Annotated in this window: 20 protein-coding genes and 1 rRNA gene; 1 reads left to right on the top strand and 20 read right to left on the bottom strand. The window is 39.7% G+C overall.

Translation table 11 applies throughout. The features are described 5' to 3' along the window. Nucleotides 1-265 precede the first annotated feature (265 nt). The 10 genes from BW724_RS23000 to BW724_RS22955 form a co-directional block, all read right to left on the bottom strand. Nucleotides 266-1,821 (bottom strand): 16S ribosomal RNA (locus BW724_RS23000). A 668-nt stretch (nucleotides 1,822-2,489) separates the two neighbouring features. Continuing rightward, complete coding sequence (gene lysS, locus BW724_RS22995) at nucleotides 2,490-3,992, bottom strand: lysine--tRNA ligase (protein WP_088077557.1); 1,503 nt, start codon at nucleotides 3,990-3,992, stop codon at nucleotides 2,490-2,492. A 418-nt stretch (nucleotides 3,993-4,410) separates the two neighbouring features. Beyond that, nucleotides 4,411-5,430, bottom strand: a complete 1,020-nt coding sequence (gene dusB / locus BW724_RS22990) for a tRNA dihydrouridine synthase DusB (RefSeq protein ID WP_088077555.1) — start codon at nucleotides 5,428-5,430, stop codon at nucleotides 4,411-4,413. A 19-nt stretch (nucleotides 5,431-5,449) separates the two neighbouring features. Further along, nucleotides 5,450-5,656, bottom strand: a complete 207-nt coding sequence (locus tag BW724_RS22985; protein ID WP_088077553.1) for a helix-turn-helix domain-containing protein — start codon at nucleotides 5,654-5,656, stop codon at nucleotides 5,450-5,452. Next, nucleotides 5,608-6,135 (bottom strand): 2-amino-4-hydroxy-6-hydroxymethyldihydropteridine diphosphokinase, encoded by a 528-nt coding sequence (folK, locus tag BW724_RS22980; protein ID WP_088077551.1) that lies wholly within the window; start codon nucleotides 6,133-6,135, stop codon nucleotides 5,608-5,610. Before folK ends, BW724_RS22985 begins: the two co-directional genes overlap by 49 nt. Next, a complete protein-coding gene (folB, locus tag BW724_RS22975) occupies nucleotides 6,132-6,497 on the bottom strand; it encodes a dihydroneopterin aldolase (protein WP_088077549.1) in 366 nt (121 codons plus the stop codon). The genes folK and folB overlap by 4 nt, the downstream gene beginning before the upstream one ends. Before the next feature lie 18 nt (nucleotides 6,498-6,515). Then, the gene (gene folP / locus BW724_RS22970) at nucleotides 6,516-7,358 is read right to left on the bottom strand and encodes a dihydropteroate synthase (RefSeq protein ID WP_088078180.1); all 843 of its coding nucleotides are present in this window, start codon (nucleotides 7,356-7,358) and stop codon (nucleotides 6,516-6,518) included. Nucleotides 7,359-7,363: 5 nt separating this feature from the next. Next, nucleotides 7,364-8,227, bottom strand: coding sequence for an aminodeoxychorismate lyase (pabC, locus tag BW724_RS22965; RefSeq protein WP_088077547.1), 864 nt, complete (start codon nucleotides 8,225-8,227; stop codon nucleotides 7,364-7,366). Beyond that, nucleotides 8,212-8,808 (bottom strand): aminodeoxychorismate/anthranilate synthase component II, encoded by a 597-nt coding sequence (gene pabA / locus BW724_RS22960; protein WP_088077546.1) that lies wholly within the window; start codon nucleotides 8,806-8,808, stop codon nucleotides 8,212-8,214. The genes pabC and pabA overlap by 16 nt, the downstream gene beginning before the upstream one ends. A gap of 2 nt (nucleotides 8,809-8,810) precedes the next feature. Next, on the bottom strand, nucleotides 8,811-10,253 hold the full coding sequence (locus tag BW724_RS22955; protein ID WP_088077544.1) for an anthranilate synthase component I family protein: 1,443 nt from the start codon (nucleotides 10,251-10,253) through the stop codon (nucleotides 8,811-8,813). A gap of 154 nt (nucleotides 10,254-10,407) precedes the next feature. Between BW724_RS22955 and BW724_RS22950 the strand changes: the two genes are divergently transcribed. Next, complete coding sequence (locus BW724_RS22950; RefSeq protein WP_140355070.1) at nucleotides 10,408-11,052, top strand: hypothetical protein; 645 nt, start codon at nucleotides 10,408-10,410, stop codon at nucleotides 11,050-11,052. Nucleotides 11,053-11,072: 20 nt separating this feature from the next. Here BW724_RS22950 and cysK read toward each other — a convergent pair whose 3' ends face one another. The 10 genes from cysK to BW724_RS22900 form a co-directional block, all read right to left on the bottom strand. Further along, on the bottom strand, nucleotides 11,073-12,002 hold the full coding sequence (gene cysK / locus BW724_RS22945) for a cysteine synthase A (RefSeq protein WP_176371539.1): 930 nt from the start codon (nucleotides 12,000-12,002) through the stop codon (nucleotides 11,073-11,075). A gap of 117 nt (nucleotides 12,003-12,119) precedes the next feature. Further along, nucleotides 12,120-13,013: an Hsp33 family molecular chaperone HslO gene (hslO, locus tag BW724_RS22940; RefSeq protein ID WP_088077538.1), complete on the bottom strand. Its 894-nt coding sequence runs from the start codon at nucleotides 13,011-13,013 to the stop codon at nucleotides 12,120-12,122. Between the two features lie 14 nt (nucleotides 13,014-13,027). Then, nucleotides 13,028-13,795 (bottom strand): type III pantothenate kinase, encoded by a 768-nt coding sequence (locus BW724_RS22935; RefSeq protein ID WP_088077536.1) that lies wholly within the window; start codon nucleotides 13,793-13,795, stop codon nucleotides 13,028-13,030. Between the two features lie 79 nt (nucleotides 13,796-13,874). Continuing rightward, on the bottom strand, nucleotides 13,875-15,905 hold the full coding sequence (ftsH, locus tag BW724_RS22930; RefSeq protein WP_088077534.1) for an ATP-dependent zinc metalloprotease FtsH: 2,031 nt from the start codon (nucleotides 15,903-15,905) through the stop codon (nucleotides 13,875-13,877). Between the two features lie 152 nt (nucleotides 15,906-16,057). Next, nucleotides 16,058-16,597, bottom strand: a complete 540-nt coding sequence (hpt, locus tag BW724_RS22925; protein WP_088077533.1) for a hypoxanthine phosphoribosyltransferase — start codon at nucleotides 16,595-16,597, stop codon at nucleotides 16,058-16,060. A 93-nt stretch (nucleotides 16,598-16,690) separates the two neighbouring features. Then, nucleotides 16,691-18,094 carry a tRNA lysidine(34) synthetase TilS gene (tilS, locus tag BW724_RS22920; protein WP_088077531.1) on the bottom strand — a complete coding sequence of 468 codons (1,404 nt, stop codon included), beginning with the start codon at nucleotides 18,092-18,094 and terminating at the stop codon, nucleotides 16,691-16,693. Continuing rightward, nucleotides 18,078-18,527, bottom strand: a complete 450-nt coding sequence (locus BW724_RS22915) for a threonine/serine exporter family protein (protein WP_088077529.1) — start codon at nucleotides 18,525-18,527, stop codon at nucleotides 18,078-18,080. The genes tilS and BW724_RS22915 overlap by 17 nt, the downstream gene beginning before the upstream one ends. 14 nt (nucleotides 18,528-18,541) lie before the next feature. Then, entirely contained in the window at nucleotides 18,542-19,300 is a 759-nt protein-coding gene (locus tag BW724_RS22910; protein WP_088077527.1) for a threonine/serine exporter family protein, read from the bottom strand. A 31-nt stretch (nucleotides 19,301-19,331) separates the two neighbouring features. Next, a complete protein-coding gene (locus BW724_RS22905; RefSeq protein WP_328588737.1) occupies nucleotides 19,332-20,336 on the bottom strand; it encodes a serine/threonine protein kinase in 1,005 nt (334 codons plus the stop codon). Further along, complete coding sequence (locus BW724_RS22900; RefSeq protein WP_088077523.1) at nucleotides 20,308-21,039, bottom strand: vWA domain-containing protein; 732 nt, start codon at nucleotides 21,037-21,039, stop codon at nucleotides 20,308-20,310. The genes BW724_RS22905 and BW724_RS22900 overlap by 29 nt, the downstream gene beginning before the upstream one ends. Nucleotides 21,040-21,344: the final 305 nt, after the last annotated feature.

The raw sequence follows: 21,344 nt of genomic DNA, 5'->3' as shown, positions 1-21,344 counted from the left end.
AACTCTTCAAAAAGCATAGGCTTTTCAAATAAGTTAACCAGTGTTTCTTATCAATCTTGTGTTATCTAGTTTTCAAAGGACAACGACGCACAGGATGTGCTAGCTTCGGTGTTGTCACAGGATGTGACGGTTTTAACCGAAGTTCCTTAAATCCCTTTTCTTCATAAGAAGAAAAAAGCGTCTTGAGAGTATGACCTCTCAAAACTAAACAAAAAGTACCAAAACGAAGTTTTTTAAAAAGGTATGAGCCTTTTGAGCTCCTTAGAAAGGAGGTGATCCATCCCCACCTTCCGGTAGGGATACCTTGTTACGACTTCACCCCAATCACCTGTCCCACCTTCGGCGGCTCGCTCCTAAAAGGTTACGGCACCGACTTCGGGTGTTACAAGCTCTCGTGGTGTGACGGGCGGTGTGTACAAGGCCCGGGAACGTATTCACCGCGGCATGCTGATCCGCGATTACTAGCAATTCCGGCTTCATGCAGGCGAGTTGCAGCCTGCAATCCGAACTGAGAATGGCTTTATGGGATTCGCTCAACCTCGCGGTTTTGCTGCCCTTTGTACCATCCATTGTAGCACGTGTGTAGCCCAGGTCATAAGGGGCATGATGATTTGACGTCATCCCCACCTTCCTCCGGTTTGTCACCGGCAGTCACCTTAGAGTGCCCAACTGAATGCTGGCAACTAAGATCAAGGGTTGCGCTCGTTGCGGGACTTAACCCAACATCTCACGACACGAGCTGACGACAACCATGCACCACCTGTCACTCTGTCCCCCGAAGGGGAACGTCCTATCTCTAGGAGTGGCAGAGGATGTCAAGACCTGGTAAGGTTCTTCGCGTTGCTTCGAATTAAACCACATGCTCCACTGCTTGTGCGGGCCCCCGTCAATTCCTTTGAGTTTCAGCCTTGCGGCCGTACTCCCCAGGCGGAGTGCTTAATGTGTTAACTGCGGCACTAAGGGCATCGAAACCCCTAACACCTAGCACTCATCGTTTACGGCGTGGACTACCAGGGTATCTAATCCTGTTTGCTCCCCACGCTTTCGCGCCTCAGCGTCAGTTGTAGGCCAGAAAGTCGCCTTCGCCACTGGTGTTCCTCCACATATCTACGCATTTCACCGCTACACGTGGAATTCCACTTTCCTCTCCTACACTCAAGTCCCCCAGTTTCCAATGACCCTCCACGGTTGAGCCGTGGGCTTTCACATCAGACTTAAGAGACCGCCTGCGCGCGCTTTACGCCCAATAATTCCGGACAACGCTTGCCCCCTACGTATTACCGCGGCTGCTGGCACGTAGTTAGCCGGGGCTTTCTGGTTAGGTACCGTCAAGGTGCCAACCTATTCGAATGGCACTTGTTCTTCCCTAACAACAGAACTTTACAATCCGAAGACCTTCATCGTTCACGCGGCGTTGCACCGTCAGGCTTTCGCCCATTGCGGATGATTCCCTACTGCTGCCTCCCGTAGGAGTCTGGACCGTGTCTCAGTTCCAGTGTGGCCGATCACCCTCTCAGGTCGGCTACGCATCGTTGCCTTGGTGAGCCGTTACCTCACCAACTAGCTAATGCGCCGCGGGCCCATCTCACAGTGTTAGGATAAATCCCAACTTTTACAATTGAACCATGCGGTTCATTTGATCATCCGGTATTAGCTTCGGTTTCCCGAAGTTATCCCAGTCTGTAAGGCAGGTTGCCCACGTGTTACTCACCCGTCCGCCGCTAACTTCTCTAAAGCAAGCTTTAAAGAAGTCCGCTCGACTTGCATGTATTAGGCACGCCGCCAGCGTTCGTCCTGAGCCAGGATCAAACTCTCCAATAAAGTGTTTGATGTCTAGCTGCAGATTTTCATCTGGCTAATTTTGTAATTCATTGACGGGATATTCTTCATTACTTCATAAAATATGAAATAACTTCTTATCCCACTTCGTTTGGCTTTTTGTTTAGTTTTCAAAGGTCAATATCATTTCGTTACTGTTTTAACAGCAACTTTTATATCATACCAAAACGTCAATTTCATGTCAACACTTTTTTCAAAAAGTTTTGTTGTCGTTGTTTTGGCGACTTGAATATAATAACATTTGATCTGTTATTCGTCAAGACTTTTTATTAATATAAAAGGTACTAATTTATCCGCCTGTTTTGGCGACGAATAATAATATAACATCTTGAAACACCCATAGCAACCCCCTTTTACAAAAATTCAAGTTTAAATAAGAGGGGAGCTCCTACAAACACTAATATGATGGGTTATTCGACTGTTTAACCAATTATCACCATTATATTTAATTACCTAATACATACTTTAATATACCCTATCATGTGTAACTAATAACTTACTTTATATCAATTTACGCCATTATTTTTACTGGCCTTATATAACTGTTGAATATACATGCTAATTTTTTCGGAGATTCATTAGAACTAATCCAAGTCGAAAAATAAAAAAAGGTATGCAGGATAAATCACACCCTCCATACCACTAATAACTTAAGCTTCTTCTGTATCCCTCTTTCTCATTTGAGGGAATAACAATACATCTCGAATGGATTGGGAATTCGTTAATAACATAACTAGTCTATCAATACCAATTCCAAGACCACCTGTTGGAGGCATACCGTATTCTAATGATTCTACAAAATCGTCGTCCATCATATGGGCTTCGTCATCACCTTGTTCACGTTCTACTAATTGCGCTTCAAAACGTTCTCTCTGATCAATTGGATCATTTAATTCCGTAAAGGCGTTTGCATGTTCACGTCCTACTATGAATAATTCAAAACGATCTGTGAATCTAGGATCTTCTTCATTTTTCTTAGCTAGTGGAGATATATCTACTGGGTGTCCGTATATAAATGTTGGCTGAATTAGCTTATCTTCTACAAAAGTTTCGAAGAACTCATTAACCACATGTCCATATTTCATTGTGCTTTTTACAGGAACATTGTGTTCTTTAGCTAAAGCTAATGCTTCTTCATCGCTCATTTCCTTCCAGAAATCTACACCAGTATGTTCTTTAATTGCATCTACCATATGAACTCTTTTCCATTGTGGCTCCAAATTAATTTCGTGTTCATTGTACTGTACTACATTAGATCCAAGTACATCTTTGGCAATATGAGAAACTAAGTTTTCTGTCAGAGCCATAATATCTTTGTAGTCTGCATAGGCCTCATACAATTCAATCATTGTAAACTCTGGATTATGCCTTGTGGAGACACCTTCATTCCTAAATACCCGTCCAATTTCATATACTTTTTCTAATCCACCTACAATGAGGCGCTTTAAATGTAGTTCAATTGCAATTCTCATATATAGTGTCATATCAAGTGCATTATGATGCGTAACAAATGGACGAGCAGACGCACCACCTGCAATAGAGTGCATCATTGGTGTTTCTACTTCTAAGTAACCGTTATTATCAAGGTATCTTCTCATGGATTGAAGAATTTTACTTCTTAAAACGAAAGTATCACGTACTTCAGGGTTTACGATTAAATCTAAGTAACGTTGACGATATCTTTGCTCCACATCTTTTAGTCCATGATACTTATCAGGTAAAGGACGCAATGATTTCGTTAAAATTTGAAAATCATTTACTTTAATAGATAATTCTCCGACCTTCGTTTTAAAAACAACACCAGTAATTCCAACTAAATCCCCAATATCAATCTTATTAAATAAATCGTATTGGTCATCCCCTACTTGGTCCTTACGAACATAAAGTTGTACTTGCCCTGTTAAATCTTGAATATGAGCAAATCCAGCTTTCCCTTTTCCGCGCTTTGTCATAATTCGGCCAGCTATCATGGTAGAGACTTCAAGTTCTTCGAGCTCTTCCTTTGACTTTTCATCAAATTCAACTTGTAAACCGTTTGCTGTGTGTGTTCTTTCAAATCGTTTGCCAAAGGGATCCATACCTTGGTCAAACATATCTTTCAATTTTTCTCTTCTGACCTGCAATTGGTCATTTAATTCTATTTCCTGACTCACCCTAACCATCTCCTGTTTTATTTTTCATGTATTATACATCATTGATAAAAAATTGTAGATACATATAAGAAATAATGTTCTTGTAAAACTCTAACTATCTTCTATTACTATAATTCGTTTTTGCAGTGATCTATGTATATATAATAGAAAGACTCTATCTTTAAAATATTCCCTTCTATTATTCTTCTTAAAACCATTAATAGAAAATATAACGATAATTTTAAGATAAGACCATTTCGGCTACCGTGAAAATAGACATGATGTGATTGTTTCCTTATGGTGCGAATGTTAAATATCATGGTTGTCTATCCTGCAAATAGGTCTGCCTAATAATGAAGAAGAAAACTGCCAGTATTACACTGGCAGTTTTATCTTATTCTCAGAGGTATTATAGGAAAGTTACTACCTTATGTCAAATTCATTGGGCCACTGCTGTGCTTTTCGTATAGCTTTTTACAAAATTATCGTCATCTTGTTCTTCAGCGAAAGAATACAGTGCTTCAGCTAATGCGTCCCTAGTTGTAGTTGAATTAATAATGTCACGAACTCTTGCTGCTCCTTGCATGCCTTTAATATACCATGCTGCGTGCTTTCTCATCTCACGAATAGCTACACTTTCCCCTTTTAATGCAACAAGTCGATCCATATGAAGGATACAAACCTCCATTTTCTCTTTATAAGAAGGCTCAGGAATATTTTCTCCCGTCTCAAGATAACGGATCGTTCGGTAAAGCATCCATGGGTTTCCAAGGGCCGCCCTACCAATCATCACGCCATCTACTCCTGTTGTATCGATCATCCTCTTTGCATCTTCCGGAGTTTTCACGTCTCCATTTCCTATGACAGGAATACTTACAGCATCTTTAACATCTTTAATAATGTCCCAGTTCGCTGTTCCTTCGTACATTTGAACACGTGTACGGCCATGAACGGCAACAGCTTTCCCTCCTGCCCGTTCCACTGCTTTTGCATTTTCTACAGCAAAAATATGATCTTCATCCCAACCAATTCTCATCTTTACAGTGACTGGTTTATCTACAGCTTCCACAACATAGGAAACCATTTCGTATATTTTATTAGGTTCTAATAGCCATCTTGCACCAGCATCACATTTCGTAATTTTTGGTACCGGACATCCCATATTTATATCAATAATGTCTGCATTCGTTTGTTTATCAACTACCTTTGCAGCTTCAACTAACGTGTCCTTATTACCACCAAATATTTGTAAGCTTAATGGTTTTTCCCGCTCATCTACATAAAGCATCTTTAATGATTGCTCGTTTTTATGAACGATCGCTTTATCACTAACCATCTCTGCACATACGAGGCCAGCACCAAACTCTTTGGCAATTAGGCGAAATGCAGGATTACATACGCCTGCCATAGGAGCAAGAACAACTTGATTTTTCATGTGTATATCTCCTATTTTCAACATGTTGCTCACCTCAACTTTTTTATTTAATCGACGTTAACTCCTCAAACGTAACACCTAAAACGGAAGTAACATTGTTCAAAAACTCATCGGATGGTTTTCGGTTCCCTCGCTCAATTTCACCTAAAACAGAAACTGATATACCGAGGAGCCTCGCAAATTCCTCTTGCGTGTATCCTTTTAGTTTTCGAAAAGCTCGGATCCTTCTTCCCCATAAGAGCTCTTCCATCTGTGTACACCCTCTTTATCATCTAATTGGTCAATATATGACGCAATGGTTTTACCATTGTTAAAAATATAATTTGGTTCTAATTCTTTTAATGGAATTAACACAAAGCCACGCTCTAACATACGTGGGTGTGGAATCTGTAAATGTTCCAATTTAATATTTTCGTTGTTAAACAGTAAAATGTCAAGGTCAATAGCCCTTGGCCCCCACCGGAATGTTTTGGTCCGGCCACCAGTTTGTTCTATTTCTTGTGTCACATTTAATAACTCTTCTGGAGAAAAACTAGTCGTTATTTTAATTACCATGTTTAAGAAAGGTGCCTGCTCAGTATAACCTACAGGGTCTGTTTCGTATATAGATGATTGGCTAACAATTTCCACCTGTTTCATATCACCTAGTCTCCTAACAGCCCCCACTAAATGTTCATAGCGATCCTCTATATTAGACCCTAGTGATATATAGGCTATATTTTCCCTCACACTATTCTTTCCCTTCTAATTTCCACCGCAACAGAGTCATAGTGACCAGGAATTGGGGGATTAGGCTTAATAACTTTTACAGTCACTGCACTTATGATGGAAAACTGGGTTAGGGTAGCATCTGCAATTTTTTCCGTTAATGTCTCTACCAAATTGACCGGTTCCCCTTCCATAACATCCTTCACTAGGCCATATACCTCAGCATAGTTAACTGTTTTAGAAAGATCATCTGTCATACCAGCCGGGCGAGTATCCATCTCTAATATCACATCTACGAAAAAGCGCTGACCCAACTTATTCTCTTCACTAAACACCCCGTGGTAGCCATAAAACGCCATTCCATTTAAAAAAATTCGATCCATTTCCTACACTCCCCCTTTTTAAACCTTAGGAATTTCTTCTTTTCCTAGCATGACATCCATCATTTTTACCATCCTGCTAATCTCCAGTACATCATGAACACGTACAATCCCGCAGCCCTTTTGTATGCCTAAGCATACTGTAGCACCCGTACCTTCCATTCGTTGGTCAACAGGTAAATTTAGTGTTTTAGCAATGATCGACTTCCTAGATGTCCCTAATAAAACAGGGTAGCCCATTTCTGATATTCTCTCTAAATATCTCATGACTAGAACATTTTGTTCGTACGTTTTAGCAAACCCAATGCCTGGGTCTAATATGATTTTTTCTTCTGCAACACCTGCACGAAGACATATTTGAATGCTCTCTTCCAAATCCTTTACAATATCGTCCATTAGATTTGTGTAATCCGTGTTTTCCCTATTGTGGGTTAAGATAATGGGAACATCGTATCGAGCAGCTACAGATGCAATTTCCGGGTCGGCCTTTGCCCCCCAGACATCATTGATGATGTTTGCTCCAGCTTGAATAGCCTTTTCAGCCACACTTGATTTATAAGTGTCGATGGAAATGGGTACATCAACGGCTGAACGTACTGCTTTTATAGGCTCCAACACTCGATTTAATTCCTCATCCTCAGCAACCTTTTCTGAGCCCGGGCGAGTAGATTCCCCTCCAATATCTATAATAGTGGCACCTTCCTCCACCATTTTTAATGCATGCTCGACGGCTGTTTCAGAACCATTATATTGGCCACCATCTGAAAACGAATCTGGCGTCACATTTAATATGCCCATGACGTATGTTTTTTTAGAAAAATCTAGTATGTATTTATCCCAAGCAACCTTTTGATTCTTATTCATTGTCATTACTCTCCCTTCAGCTCTTTCGCACTCCAAAGCATGGAAGTTCGTTTTGCGTATTCCTCTCTCAATAGCTTCGTAATAACCCCTTTTTTCCCTGGAAAAACACGATGTTCTATGCTTGAAAGGGGCACTATTTCCTGAATAGAGTTTGTAGCGAAAACCTCATCTGCTTGTAACAACTCGTCCACTGGATAAAGACCCTCTTCTACGCCCAGCTGCTGTTTCTGAGCCAAAGTAATAAGGAATTGTTTCGTTATTCCGTCTAGGCCACCTGCTTCATTACTTGGTGTAAAAAGCGTTTTATTTTTCCACCAAAAAATATTGGATACTACTCCTTCTGAAACATGACCTTCCTCAGTAAGGAATATCCCCTCAACATTAGGATTCGATCCAACTTCCCTTTTTCCTAAAACATTATTTAAGTAATGGTGTGACTTTAAACGTTTCTGCCCTTCAGGAGTGTTTCTTCTCTGTTCAAGAATGACACCTTTTTTCTCATCCACGTTTGGCGGAAGTGCCTTCACATAAACGATCGTATTAGGTTCTGTATATAAGTCTGTATATAATCCGACACCTTTATCACCTGCGGAAATATTCCAGCGAAAATAACCATCAACTAAATTATTTACGTTTAGTAGTTGTTTTATTGTGTCTAATATTTCTTCGCGTTCAAATGAAGGAAACTGTATATTTACCATCCCAGCACTTTCCCTCAATCGATGAAAATGGTCATCCAATAAAAACGGATGACCATTGTATGTGCGAAACGTCTCAAATAAACCAAGTCCATATAAAAAACCGTGATCAAAAGGAGATACCCTTATATCATCTTCATGGGCAATTCTGCCATTCATGTAGAGGTACATGTTTGATCCATCTCCTTATATTCCTCTAAGAAATTACGCAATAGTTGTTTTCCTGCACCAGTCATGATTGACTCAGGGTGAAATTGAACACCTTCAACAGCTAACGCTTTATGTCGAATTGCCATGATCTCCCCTTCTTCTGTCTCTGCAGATATCTCAAAGCAGTTCGGGAGTGTCTCACGTTTTACAATTAACGAATGATACCTCGTCGCAGTAAAAGGATGATCTACCCCTTTAAAGATTGTCTTGTTGTCATGCGTTATGTCTGATGTTTTCCCATGCATAAGTCTTTCTGCCCTTACTACATCTCCGCCAAAAACTTGAGCGATAGACTGGTGTCCAAGGCAAACACCTAATATAGGAATCTTCCCAGCAAATTGTTCAATCACATCCAAGCTAATTCCTGCTTCATTAGGTGTGCACGGTCCAGGAGATATCATAATATACTTTGGATTCATCTCCCTAATTTCATCAACGGTAATCTTGTCATTACGCTTTACTACTAACTCCTGTCCCATTTCCCCTAGGTATTGGACAAGATTGTAAGTAAATGAATCATAGTTATCAATCATTAATATCATTTTTACTCCTCCTCAGCTCTAACTAAACTAGTCTCTTTCATTTCTTCTTCACTCAACTCTTTTGCTTTCCACAAGGCAGCTGCCTTTTTCAACGATTCTTTGTACTCTGCCTTCGGGTTAGAATCAATCACGATACCTGCTCCCGCTTGGACAAAAACTTGACCGTCTTTCACAATCATTGTCCTTATCGTGATGTTCAACTCCATATCACCATTATAACCGATCCAACCGAGAGAACCAGTATAGATGCCTCGTCGAACAGGCTCTAATTCTTCAATGATCTCCATCGTACGTATTTTTGGAGCTCCTGTAATTGTTCCACCTGGAAACGTAGCCTTGATCACATCGGTTGTATCTGCATTCTTAGCTTTTTTTCCAATGACATTTGAAACAATGTGCATGACATGGGAGTATTTCTCAATGACCATCAACTCATCTACATGGACCGTGCCGTATTCACAAACCCTACCTAAATCATTTCTTTCTAAATCAACCAACATAACATGCTCAGCACGCTCTTTTTCGTTCTCGATTAAAGTATTTGCTAGTTGTTGATCTTCCTCTTCCGTTTTCCCCCTCGACCTTGTTCCAGCGATTGGCCGTGTACTAACCTCATCACCATTTACCTTAACTAGAAGTTCAGGCGATCCTCCAACATACTGTAATTCAGGTGTATGAAAGTACCCCATATATGGAGAAGGGTTTATTCTTCTTAAACATTCATAGATATGAAGGGGGTGAGTCTTAAGTTCTCTTTCTTCCCTAACTGATAGATTCACTTGAAAAACATCACCTGCAGCAATATATTCTTGTGTCTTTTTTACTGCAGCCATGAAATGATCTTCATCGAAAGATCGGTGGACACTTTCCGTTTTCTCTTCATATGTGTGATGCCAACCTTCACCTTGAAGATCAACTTCAGACCATTTTTTCTCTAATACATGTAGATTTTCTATCCCTAGGGCCTCATTTCCTTTTTCCACTACAGAAATAAACCAAATCATATCACTTTCGTGTTCAATCACTACTACTTCATCAAACGCGAAAAACTGTAAGTCTGCAGTTTCTAAGTCATCTTCAGCCATATGAGGAATTTCTTCTATTTCCCTTACTATGTCATAGCTAAATTGTCCAATAATCCCACCCTGAAAATCTGGAAGCTTATCATTCTTTTCTACGCTATTTTCTTGTAACCATTCACGTAAAGATTGGAGTAGGGGGCCATTTTTTACTTCTGTTCCTACTTTTGTACGAATAGTCAGTTCTAAATTTTTCCCCTCTAATACTGCCCAAGGTGACATTCCAATAATGGAATACTTCCCACCCCGTCCGCTCTCTAATAAAACATGGTGGCTTTCATCTTTGGCTAAATGTGTATATGTCTTAAACCAGTTAGTTGTTATATCTTTCAATGGCTTTTGATAGCCAATTGCTACTTTAGTCATTATTGATCACCTCAGGTTGTCCTTTTACCTTCACCCCATTATACTTTCCGAAAAAGATTGGTGCAATTAGAAAAGCACAAGGGGCCGCGGTGGCTTTGGTGTTTCTTACTTAAAGGAGGTAGGATGGGGTGAGTTGGGGGCGGGGGAAGGGGTGGTGAATCTAGATTTGGGATGTGGGGTTGGGGTGGTTGTAGGGCAATTGAGAATGTGGACTCAAATCGCTTCACTACCTCTTTTCAGTCCGCATTTCGTGAAAATGTGGACTCAAATCGCTTCACTACCTCTTTTCAGTCCGCATTTCGTGAAAATGTGGACTCAATTCGATTCTCAACTTCTTTTCAGTCCTCATTTCGTGAAAATGTGGACTCAAATCACTTCACTACCTCTCTTCAGTCCGCATTTCGTGAAAATGTGGACTCAATTCGATTCTCAACCTCTTTTCAGTCCGCATTCTAGAAAAATGTGGACTCAAATTGCTTCCCTTCCTCTCTTCAGTCCGCATTCTAGAAAAATGCGGACTCAAATTGCTTCCCTTCCTCTTTTCAGTCCACATTCTAGAAAAATGCGGACTCAAATTGCTTCCCTTCCTCTTTTCAGTCCACATTCTAGAAAAATGCGGACTCAAATTGCTTCCCTTCCTCCTTTCAGTCCGCATTTCGTAAAAATGTGGACTCAAATCGGTTCACACCCTCCTTTCAGTCCGCATTCTAGAAAAATGTGGACTCAAATCGATTCTCAACCTAATTCCAATTCCCCCAAACAAAAAAGCGCCTATGATGATTCAAACAAAATCACCTAGACACTTTTAAATAAAGCTAATTATTCTTCATCAAATTGATATAATGGCGTACTTAAATATCTTTCACCGTTACTTGGGATAACAGCTACAACTTTTTTTCCTTTACCTAGCTTCTTGGCTACCTCTAATGCACTATAGATAGCTGCTCCCGAGGAAATCCCACCAAGTATACCTTCTTCTTTTGCAGCACGACGGGCGTACTCAAAAGCCTGTTCATTAGAAACTGCAATTACTTCATCGTAAACTTCCGTATCTAGTATTTCTGGTACAAAGCCTGCACCTATCCCTTGAATCTTATGAGGGCCAGGAGTTCCACCTGATAGAATCGAAGAGTCTTTAGGCTCAACTGCTACAATATGGACATTCGGAAACTTTTCTTTTAATAGTTTCCCTGCACCTGTAATAGTCCCACCAGTACCAATTCCTGAAATAAAGGCATCTAGTTGATCTCCTACTTGTTCTAATAGTTCTTTTCCTGTTGTTTCCCTATGAATTTGAGGGTTTGCTTCATTCTCAAACTGCTGAGGCATGAAGTACCCCTTTTGATTTTGAAGTTCCTTGGCCTTGCGGATTGCTCCTCCCATACCATCTGGTCCTGGTGTGAGGACTAATTCAGCACCATATGCCCGGAGAAGATTCCTTCTTTCTAGACTCATTGTTTCTGGCATTACTAATAAGGTCCGATAACCCTTTGCAGCTGCAACCATTGCTAAACCGATACCTGTGTTTCCACTAGTCGGCTCTACAATTGTGTCTCCTTCTTTTAGGAGACCTTTTTCCTCGGCATCTTCAATCATAGCTAAAGCAATACGATCTTTTACGCTACTACCTGGATTCATAAATTCTAATTTCAAATATATATCTGCGTGTTCTTCCGTTACTAAACGGTTTAGCTTAACTAATGGTGTTTCCCCAATAAGCTCTGTAATGGAATCAACTACTTTAACCAACGGAAATCTCCTCCTTTTTATGGACGGTCCGTAAAACCCGAGTAATTTCATATGTTTTATGAAATTATTTTAGCAAATATTTGCAATTGAATCAATTTAATAAATTAATCTTACTAACTAATTTCCACTTAAATTTTGTTTTTCCTTCAAAATCTCCTCTAATTCACCTTTAGAGAATAAGTATTGTTCATTGCAGAAATGACAATGGGTTTCTGCTCCTTCGTCTACTTCTATCATGTCTCGAATATCTTTTTCTTCCAGACCAATAATCGCCCTACCAATACGCTCTTTTGAACATTGGCATTGGAATTGAACTCCCATCGTATCTAGAATTTGAACGTTATCTTCGCCCAACAACTGATTTAGTATCTCTTCCGGAGTTAAACCTTCTTGAATAAGAGTAGAAATAGGAGGAACACCGCTCAGTCTATTTTCAATTTCATCAATTGTTTCATCTGTAACACCAGGCATCATCTGTAATATAAATCCACCTGCAGCTTCCACTTTATCCCCTTCACCAACGATGACTCCTAATGCTACGGAAGATGGCGTTTGCTCAGATGTAGCAAAATAATAAGTGAAATCTTCTGCTAACTCTCCAGATACAATGGGGACGCTCCCAGTAAAGTTCTCTCTCATTCCAAGATCCTTTACTACGGAGAGATATCCTTGTTCTCCAACAGCTGCAGAGACATTTAACTTGCCATTACTTTTTCGTTCTGGATCTACATGGGGATTCGATACGTATCCCCTCGCTTCCCCGCGGCTATTTGCATCAATAATAATGGGGCTTGCTGGACCACTGCCCTCTATTTTAATCGTTAGTTTTTCTTCGCCTTTAAGCATGGCACCCATCATCGTACCTGCTGATAATGCACGACCTAGAGCAGCCGTAACCGTTCTCCAAGTATCATGTTTACTTGCAGCCTCTTGCACCATCATTGTTGACCGAATCGCATATGCCCTAACGGTTCCATCATATCCTAAAGCTTTTATTAAGTAATCTGACAAATCACTTCCACTCCTTACCCTTTGTTTTTCTCATATATAATTTGAAGGCCCTTTAATGTTAAAAATGAGTCCATCATATCAATCTCAGTTGATTCTTCTGTTATTAATTCTGCTAGAGCTCCAGTAGCAATCACAGTAGGCCTTTCTTTAGATAGTTTTTTCATACGTTTTACAATTCCCTCAACTTGTCCCACGTATCCATAAAAAACGCCAGATTGCATTGCATGAACGGTATTTTTTCCAATAACATGTTGAGCCTTTGTAATTTCTATTCTCGGTAATTTAGAGGCACGGGTATACAATGCTTCTGTGGAAATTCCAATGCCAGGGGCAATAGCACCACCTACATACTCCTTATTCTCATTAATATAACAGTATGTAGTTGCTGTTCCAAAGTCTACTACAATGAGTGGAGCGCCATAAAGTTTTATGCCTGCAACAGCATTCACAATACGGTCAGCTCCCACTTCTTTTGGATTATCATATTTGATGTTCAAACCAGTTTTTATACCTGGGCCAATGACCATCGGAGTTATCTGAAAGTACTTCTTACACATCTCCTGAATGGTGTACATAATTGGTGGAACGACAGATGATATGATGATGCCATCTATATCCTCGATACTTATATTGCCAAAATCAAATAAGTTTTTTAGTATCATGGCATATTCATCTGCTGTTTTATCTGGATCCGTTTTAATTCGCCAATGATATTTCAAATCACTTTTTTCATACAACCCCATGCTAATGTTGGAATTCCCAATATCCATTGTTAAAACCATCTTGTTCACCTCTATTGACCATAAAAATTTAGTAAGAAAAAGGATGTCTAGAACAGACACCCTTTTCTCTAATGATTTTTTATTTTTCCCGATCCTGATTTTCATCAGATTCAGATTCAGATGATGATTCAGATGATGTTTCTACACCCGTATCTGTTTCGGAATCAGCTACTGTTGATTCATCTTTACCTTGAATGTTAACTATAACATCACTGTCCTTATTGTCGTCTGTATCCCCATTTATCTTTTTAGACATATGGTGATTTTCAGGAAGTTTACCTTCATTGATCAAGGAATTAATTTGCTCTGCATCTAACGTTTCATGTACAAGCAACGTTTCAGCAACTAATTCAAGGCTGTCTCTATTTTCAACCAAGATTTGTCTACAACGCTCATAACATTCCTTTAAGATACGTTGTACTTCAAGGTCAATTTCGTGTGCAATTGCTTCACTGTAGTTTTGCTCATTATTAATGTCTCTACCTAGGAATACTTCACCTTGCGTGTTACCAAATTGGATTGGTCCGAGCTTATCACTCATACCGAATTCCATTACCATTTTCCGGGCAATACCAGTAGCACGTTGGAAATCATTATGCGCTCCAGTACTTACTTCGTTAAAGATAACTTCCTCTGCAACACGACCACCTAAAAGTCCTACAATTTTATCAAGGAGTTCAGGCTTTGTCATGAAGTAACGGTCTTCTTTAGGTAGCATCATTGCATACCCACCAGCTTGACCACGTGGTACAATCGTTACTTTATGGACAAGATCTGCACTTTCAAGTTTAACACCTACTACCGTATGTCCAGCTTCATGATGGGCAACGATATTCTTCTCTTTTTCAGAGATAACACGACTCTTCTTAGACGGTCCTGCGATAGTACGGTCAATAGCTTCCTCGACCGCTTCCATATCAATTTTCTCCTTGTTTCCACGAGCAGAAACTAAAGCTGCCTCGTTTAACAAGTTCTCTAAATCAGCACCTGAAAAACCTGGTGTTCTTTGTGCGATTGTTTTCAAATCTACATCGTCAGCTAACGGCTTATTTTTAGCATGTACTTTAAGTACTTCTTCACGGCCATTAACATCTGGACGGCCAACAGTTATTTGTCTGTCAAAACGTCCTGGACGTAATAATGCTGGGTCAAGAATATCTGCACGGTTTGTAGCAGCAATTAAAATAATACCTTCATTTACACCAAAACCGTCCATTTCAACAAGCAATTGGTTTAGAGTTTGTTCCCTCTCATCGTGTCCACCACCAAGACCGGCACCACGACGACGACCAACTGCATCAATTTCATCAATAAAGATAATACATGGTGCATTCTTCTTCGCGTTTTCAAATAAGTCTCGAACACGAGAAGCCCCGACACCGACGAACATTTCTACAAAGTCCGAACCACTAATGGAGAAGAACGGAACTCCAGCTTCCCCTGCTACAGCACGAGCAAGAAGCGTTTTACCAGTACCTGGAGGTCCCACTAAAAGAACCCCTTTAGGGATACGTGCACCAATTTGGGAAAACTTACGTGGATCTTTTAAGAAGTCAACCACTTCTACTAGCTCTTGCTTTTCTTCATCTGCACCGGCAACATCTTTAAAACGTGCCTTTTTCTTATCTTCACTTACTAATTTCGCCTTACTCTTACCAAAATTCATGACACGGCTGCCGCCACCCTGAGATTGGCTTAGTAAGAAGAAGAAAAGTAATAATATGATTACAAATGGAATCATCGTAATAAAGAAATTGGCCCAGCCGCTTGGCTCATCGGCTTGTTCAGTAAAGATTGATTCTATTCCATCTGCTTCAGAATCGCCTATCTGTGCTAAAATATCAACCAAATATGGTTCAAGGTTGATGATATTAACGGTAAAGTTGTTCGTTCCATCTATTTCTCTTCTTAGCTCACCTGTAGCAACATACACGTCATTATGTGGCTTCAGGCTGATCGATTTAATATTACCTTCTTCTAATTCCTGTTGGAATGTATTCAGATCAAATTCCTTAGTCTCTACCCTATCATCTTGGAACAAGCTTACGATCCCAACGATGACTAAGAAAATGAATAGGTAAAATATAGTATTACGGAAAATTCGATTCATTCTTTACCTCCTCCCACGGTCAAAATATGCTTAGATAATACTACCATATATTTATTCGATACTACAATAAAGAAGCCCTTATCACTTACCTAAATGTTAACTTTTGCGAAACGACAATAATTTAATCGTTTTTGTAAAATATTTTTTAAAAATTAACCTTGATATACTTCAGGCTTAAGAATACCTACATATGGGAGGTTCCTATACTTCTCTGCATAATCTAGCCCATATCCTACGACAAATTCATCAGGAACAACAAAACCAGCTAAGTCAGGTACTAAATCCACTTTACGACCCTCAGGCTTATCTAGAAGAGTGACTACTTTTACAGACTTTGCTTTCCTATATTGTAATAAGTTCACTAAATAACTTAAGGTAAGACCGCTATCAATAATGTCTTCTAAAATAAGTACATCTCTTCCTTCAACTGATGTATTCAAATCTTTGACGATTTTAACTTCGCCAGAAGAAACCATATCATTTCCATAGCTAGATACATCCATTAAATCCAGTTCAATATGTGTATCAATGTTTTTTATTAAATCTGCCATAAAAGGTAATGACCCCTTCAATACACCGATCACTAGTGGAAACTTATCGTCGTACTCCTCGGTCAAAGCCTTACCTAATTCTTTCACTTTTTCTTGGATTTGTTCTTCTGATATTAGTACCTCTTTAATGTCTTCTCTCATGTGTGTAGTAGACCCTCCTAAATAAATGCATTAAATGTCCTATGTATTATAAAGCTGTTTAAACAATGACTACTTATATAAACAGCTTATATACTATCTTTTGATATTTTCATCATCTTTATTAAAAACGAGAGTAATCACCTCTTCCGTCTGAGCAGTAACTTTTCCGATTTCAGACCGTTTCAAAAAGGGAATCCATATAACCTGTCCATTTGCATCTGTAACAATAGGCCATGTCTCCCGTTCAGCCTTTGGAATTTTCGCGTCAATAAATATTGATTTGATTTTCTTAGATGATCCCTTTAATCCTAAAGGAGAGATTCGATCTCCATGTCTCCTTGACCTCACATAGAGTGGAAAGTCAATTGCCTTAGCATCTGCGAAAAATATAGCGTCACCATTTGAACCAGTCTCTTCATTCTTATGTATGGTTGAAGTTATTTTTCCCGTTTTCCAATGGACTAACCCTGGAATCGGAATCAGTACTTTTTTGTCCTCACAGTCTGCTTCCTTTTTTCCAGACTCCTTTGTAATTAAACATCGGTTATAGCTTTTCTCAACAACTATCCCCTTAGGTAAATGTATCATTCCTGATGGGAATTGTTTCTCCATCAGTGTAATCATATCATCGACATGTATCCCATTCAAAAAGTGTTCCGCATCAGGCGATAGATAGTTTAATATTAGATGAAGACCACGTCTTTGTAAAGGCGTTGGTATAGAGAGGAAACCATCAATCGATAGTTGTATATTATTCTGATTTTTCTTAATAATGACTGTTTCTATTTCTTTCTTTGCCATTAACTCTAGCAAGCGGTTATCTTCTTGAATCCATTCACTTTGACGCTGAAAGGACTGATGTACTTTTGGATTCTCTTCTTTTAAAAAAGGGAGCACTTTTCTGAACCTATTTCTTTGGTACGTATCTTTGTAATTTGATTCATCTTCTCTGTATGTAACACCATTATCGGAACAATAATCAATGATATCCTTTTTACTCACGCATAGAAATGGACGAATAATGAAGCCATCACTAATTTTACGTTTTACAGGTATACCTTGTAGACCTGTTAAACTTCCTCTCACTTGTCTCATGAGTACCGTTTCGATCTGATCATCCCCATGATGAGCGACTGCAAGCTTATTGGCTTTAAATTGCTTCATTAAAGAATGAAACCAAGAGTACCTACATTCCCGAGCAGCTTCTTGTGTTGAATATCCTTTTTCCTTCATCAATTTAACTACATCTGGCTGATGGTAAAAAAACGGAATACCTTTTTTACCACAATATATTTTTACAAACTCCATATCTTCCACTGACGCCTTTCCCCTTAGTCCATGTTCCACATGAGCGACAGTAATCTGATTGGGAAAACTTGAGGATAAATAGTGTAGTAATGCCATGCTATCTACTCCGCCTGAAACTCCTACGATAATGTGATCATCTTCTTCTATTAAATTATGCTTTTTAATAAATTGTTCAACGGTTTGGTTCATATCGATGACCAATCCCTTTCCCAAATGAGAATATTGCTAGAGCCAAAACAAGACCAGAGGCAATGGCCCCTGCTTGTAACATCGTCTGAACACCTACCTCTAATCCATTTAAGTAGTCACCTTCAACAAAGGATAGCATCGTAAAATATGCCCTACTACCTGGTACAAGGGGTAAAATCCCTGGAATAACAAGTGCCGTAACTGGTATTCGAATTCGTTTCGCTAGCAAATGGGAGAAAGTTGCTGCCGTCAAGGACGCCACAGCTGTAGATACGACTGGATTTGCTCCTGCCATTTGTACTGTCTGCAATATACCCCAAGTTATCATTCCAATCGCTCCACCTATAAGAAGCGCCCTTTTAGGAACACTAAAGATAACACCGAATGCAACAGTCGCAATGAATGTAATAATAAGTTCTATGATTAGTCCCATTAAAAGACCCTCCTTTATAGAAAGATTGAAATTGTTAATGCTATTCCACTAGCTATTGCTAGGGAAGTTACTAGGGCTTCTGCACCTCTTGCCATTCCAGCTAACAAGTCACCTGACATTAGATCTCGAACAGCATTGGTTAATGGGACACCAGGAACTAACGGCATTAATGATCCGATAATGATCTGATCTAAATTATTACCAAGGCCTATAAATACAAGTAGAATAGCAACCGATCCTCCAGAGAAAGCAGCAGTAAACTCAGCTGCAAACCGAACTTTCAAATGCCTTTCCAACTCCACAACAATAAGACTTGAAATGACTGCTGCTATAAATGCAGGAATCAAGTCAAACCATCCGCCACCAAATAAATAAGAAAAACCGCTACCTGCAAATCCCGCTGCCAGATGGATCACCCAAAGTGGGTACTGCATCGGAGCTTTTGAGATCGCTAGCAATTTTTCATGGGCATCGGGAATAGAAAGCTCACCTGAAACGAATTCCCTAGACACTTGATTTACTTCCGTTACTTTATTTAAGTCTTGCATACGATCATCAATCCGAACCATTTGCATCAGGTCATCTTTTTCTTTATTTTCTTCAAAAGATAAAAATATTCCGGTCGCTGTTGCAAAGCAATGAACGTTTTTAAATGATGCTGACTTCGCAATCCTCTCAAGGGTTTCTTCTACCCGATATGTCTCTGCCCCGTATGTGAGCATAATTTCCCCTGCAAGCATGCAGATGTCCATGACATCATCTGCTTTTCCCATTGCAAAACACCGTCCTCTTATCCGTTACTAATCACACTGCTTGTCCAAATAAGTATAAAATATATAGTATAAGAAGGAAAGAGGCAAATAGCATTGACTCAAACAAGCCAACTAAAGGTTTTTTCTGTTCTTTGACATTGTTTCTCTTCTTTCTAGCTTGCCTAGAAACACTCTTCCCTTTTCCAGTAATAGTATTCCCCTCTGACTTAGGACGAGAAGTGAATGAAGTATTTTGGACAACAGACATTAATTCCTGTCGCATCGCCATGGCACTTTCATACTTGCCTTCAAGGCCTCTACGTATTACTGTTTCATAAGGTTCAAGGGTATTTTTCGCTTTGATTTTTGATATGAGTGAGGTTGGCCCTTTGCTGGTGTTTTTTTCAAAACGAGATGGATAAGCTCTATTAATCATGAGCATTGCTACAGAAAACAGATCATAGCTAGGCTCAGCTTTTCTGCCACCATAACCCCAATATCCTCGGTCAAAAAACTCTGTATATTCCTTAATAGCTCTACCTACCCTCGTCATTCCTCCAACATCAAGCCACCTCACTCTATTAGGATTACGGGTAACTAATAAGTTCTCTGGCTTTAAATCTCCGAAAATCCACCCTTCTTGATGGAGTCTGTGCAAGTCTCCTAATAGTTGTACTACCATAATTCCGAGCCATTCTCCTCCCTTATCTTTTAAGAATGGCAAAAATGGCTCACCATTAATGTATTCCATCACATAAAATGGGTAAACACCCTGGTTGGCCACATAGTCGTCTACATCATAAAAAGAAGGCCCAAGGCTAGGCCCCTGGACCTTGGAAAAGTGTCGCAAAACATTCACTTCAGATGTAATTGACATGGAATCACTTGCAATCTTCAAAGCAACTAAACCTTGTTTAGAGTCTGCTAAGTAAACAGTCCCTGTCGCCCCAAACCCTAATTCTCGTACGATCTGATATGACTTTCGGTGCCACTTTCCTATAATAACTTGACCTGGATGTAGCTTTATATCAAGCTTCTTCTTCGAGAGCGAGCTCATCATCCATTGTTCCTTTCTTCTTCATCCTTTTTGCCATAATACGAATACCTTCTTGTAATGCAGGGCCTGTAGGAGTAACACCAGATGTAGCCATCTTCTTAAACGCGCCAGATATAGAATCAAAATTAGGCGACCAGTTAATTAACTTATCAACATCTTTTCTTTTTCCGGGAAATGAAAACAATGCAAAATGATTACTTCCTGTCCTTGCTCTTAAACTTACGGATAAATCTATTAATGCCTCTTGTACCATTGGAAGTTTATTTCTCATACTTGCACTTGTATCCACTAGAATAAGTACATCTAAATCCATCGTTTCCCCTAGTTCGTCTACCACTTCCATTAACTGCCCTCGTTTTTCAGGCTCTAAATCTTCTAATTCTTTTTCTTCTCCTAATATTTGAGAAACTTCTTTATTTACAACACCATAAATCGTTTGTGTCATTGCCTTCTTTGTTACCATTTGAACAGTTTGAGAAAGTTGCTTCGCATACACAACTTGACTGATACCGCCTCCAGCCTCAGCAATCGACTCGATTTCAGAGACTCCTCTTTCGCTCATTTCCTGTCTGTCAACAATCCCAATAACATTTACACTGATCCCTTCTTCCTTTGCAAGGGATGCAATTGCTATTGGATCCTCTCCTGTATTAGAACATCCGTCTGTTAAAAGTAATATTTGCCTTAAAGTACCCTTTTTCATGAGTTTCCCCTCCACTCTTGTAATTAATATCATCATTTACAAGATTAGGAGAGTTTATACCTCAACTATAAATATTTATTTGGCTTACATGGCCACCTTGAAAATAACAAATTTGTGTTGGTGATCGTTACAGTCCATTCGCTTTCCGTGGGCGGCTGGTGAGCCTCCTCGTGCATGCGCACTGCGGGGTCTCACCCCTGCCTATGATCCCACAGGAACGAGCGTTTACATCACGAATAAGCTACGAGTTGTCTCGACGGATACGCTACAGAGCAAATGCTTGTAGAGGAAGAGACAGTTTACTC

Source organism: Litchfieldia alkalitelluris, from assembly GCF_002153425.1.
Lineage (GTDB): Bacteria > Bacillota > Bacilli > Bacillales > Salisediminibacteriaceae > Evansella > Evansella alkalicola.
This window is presented reverse-complemented; position numbering and strand designations above follow the sequence as displayed.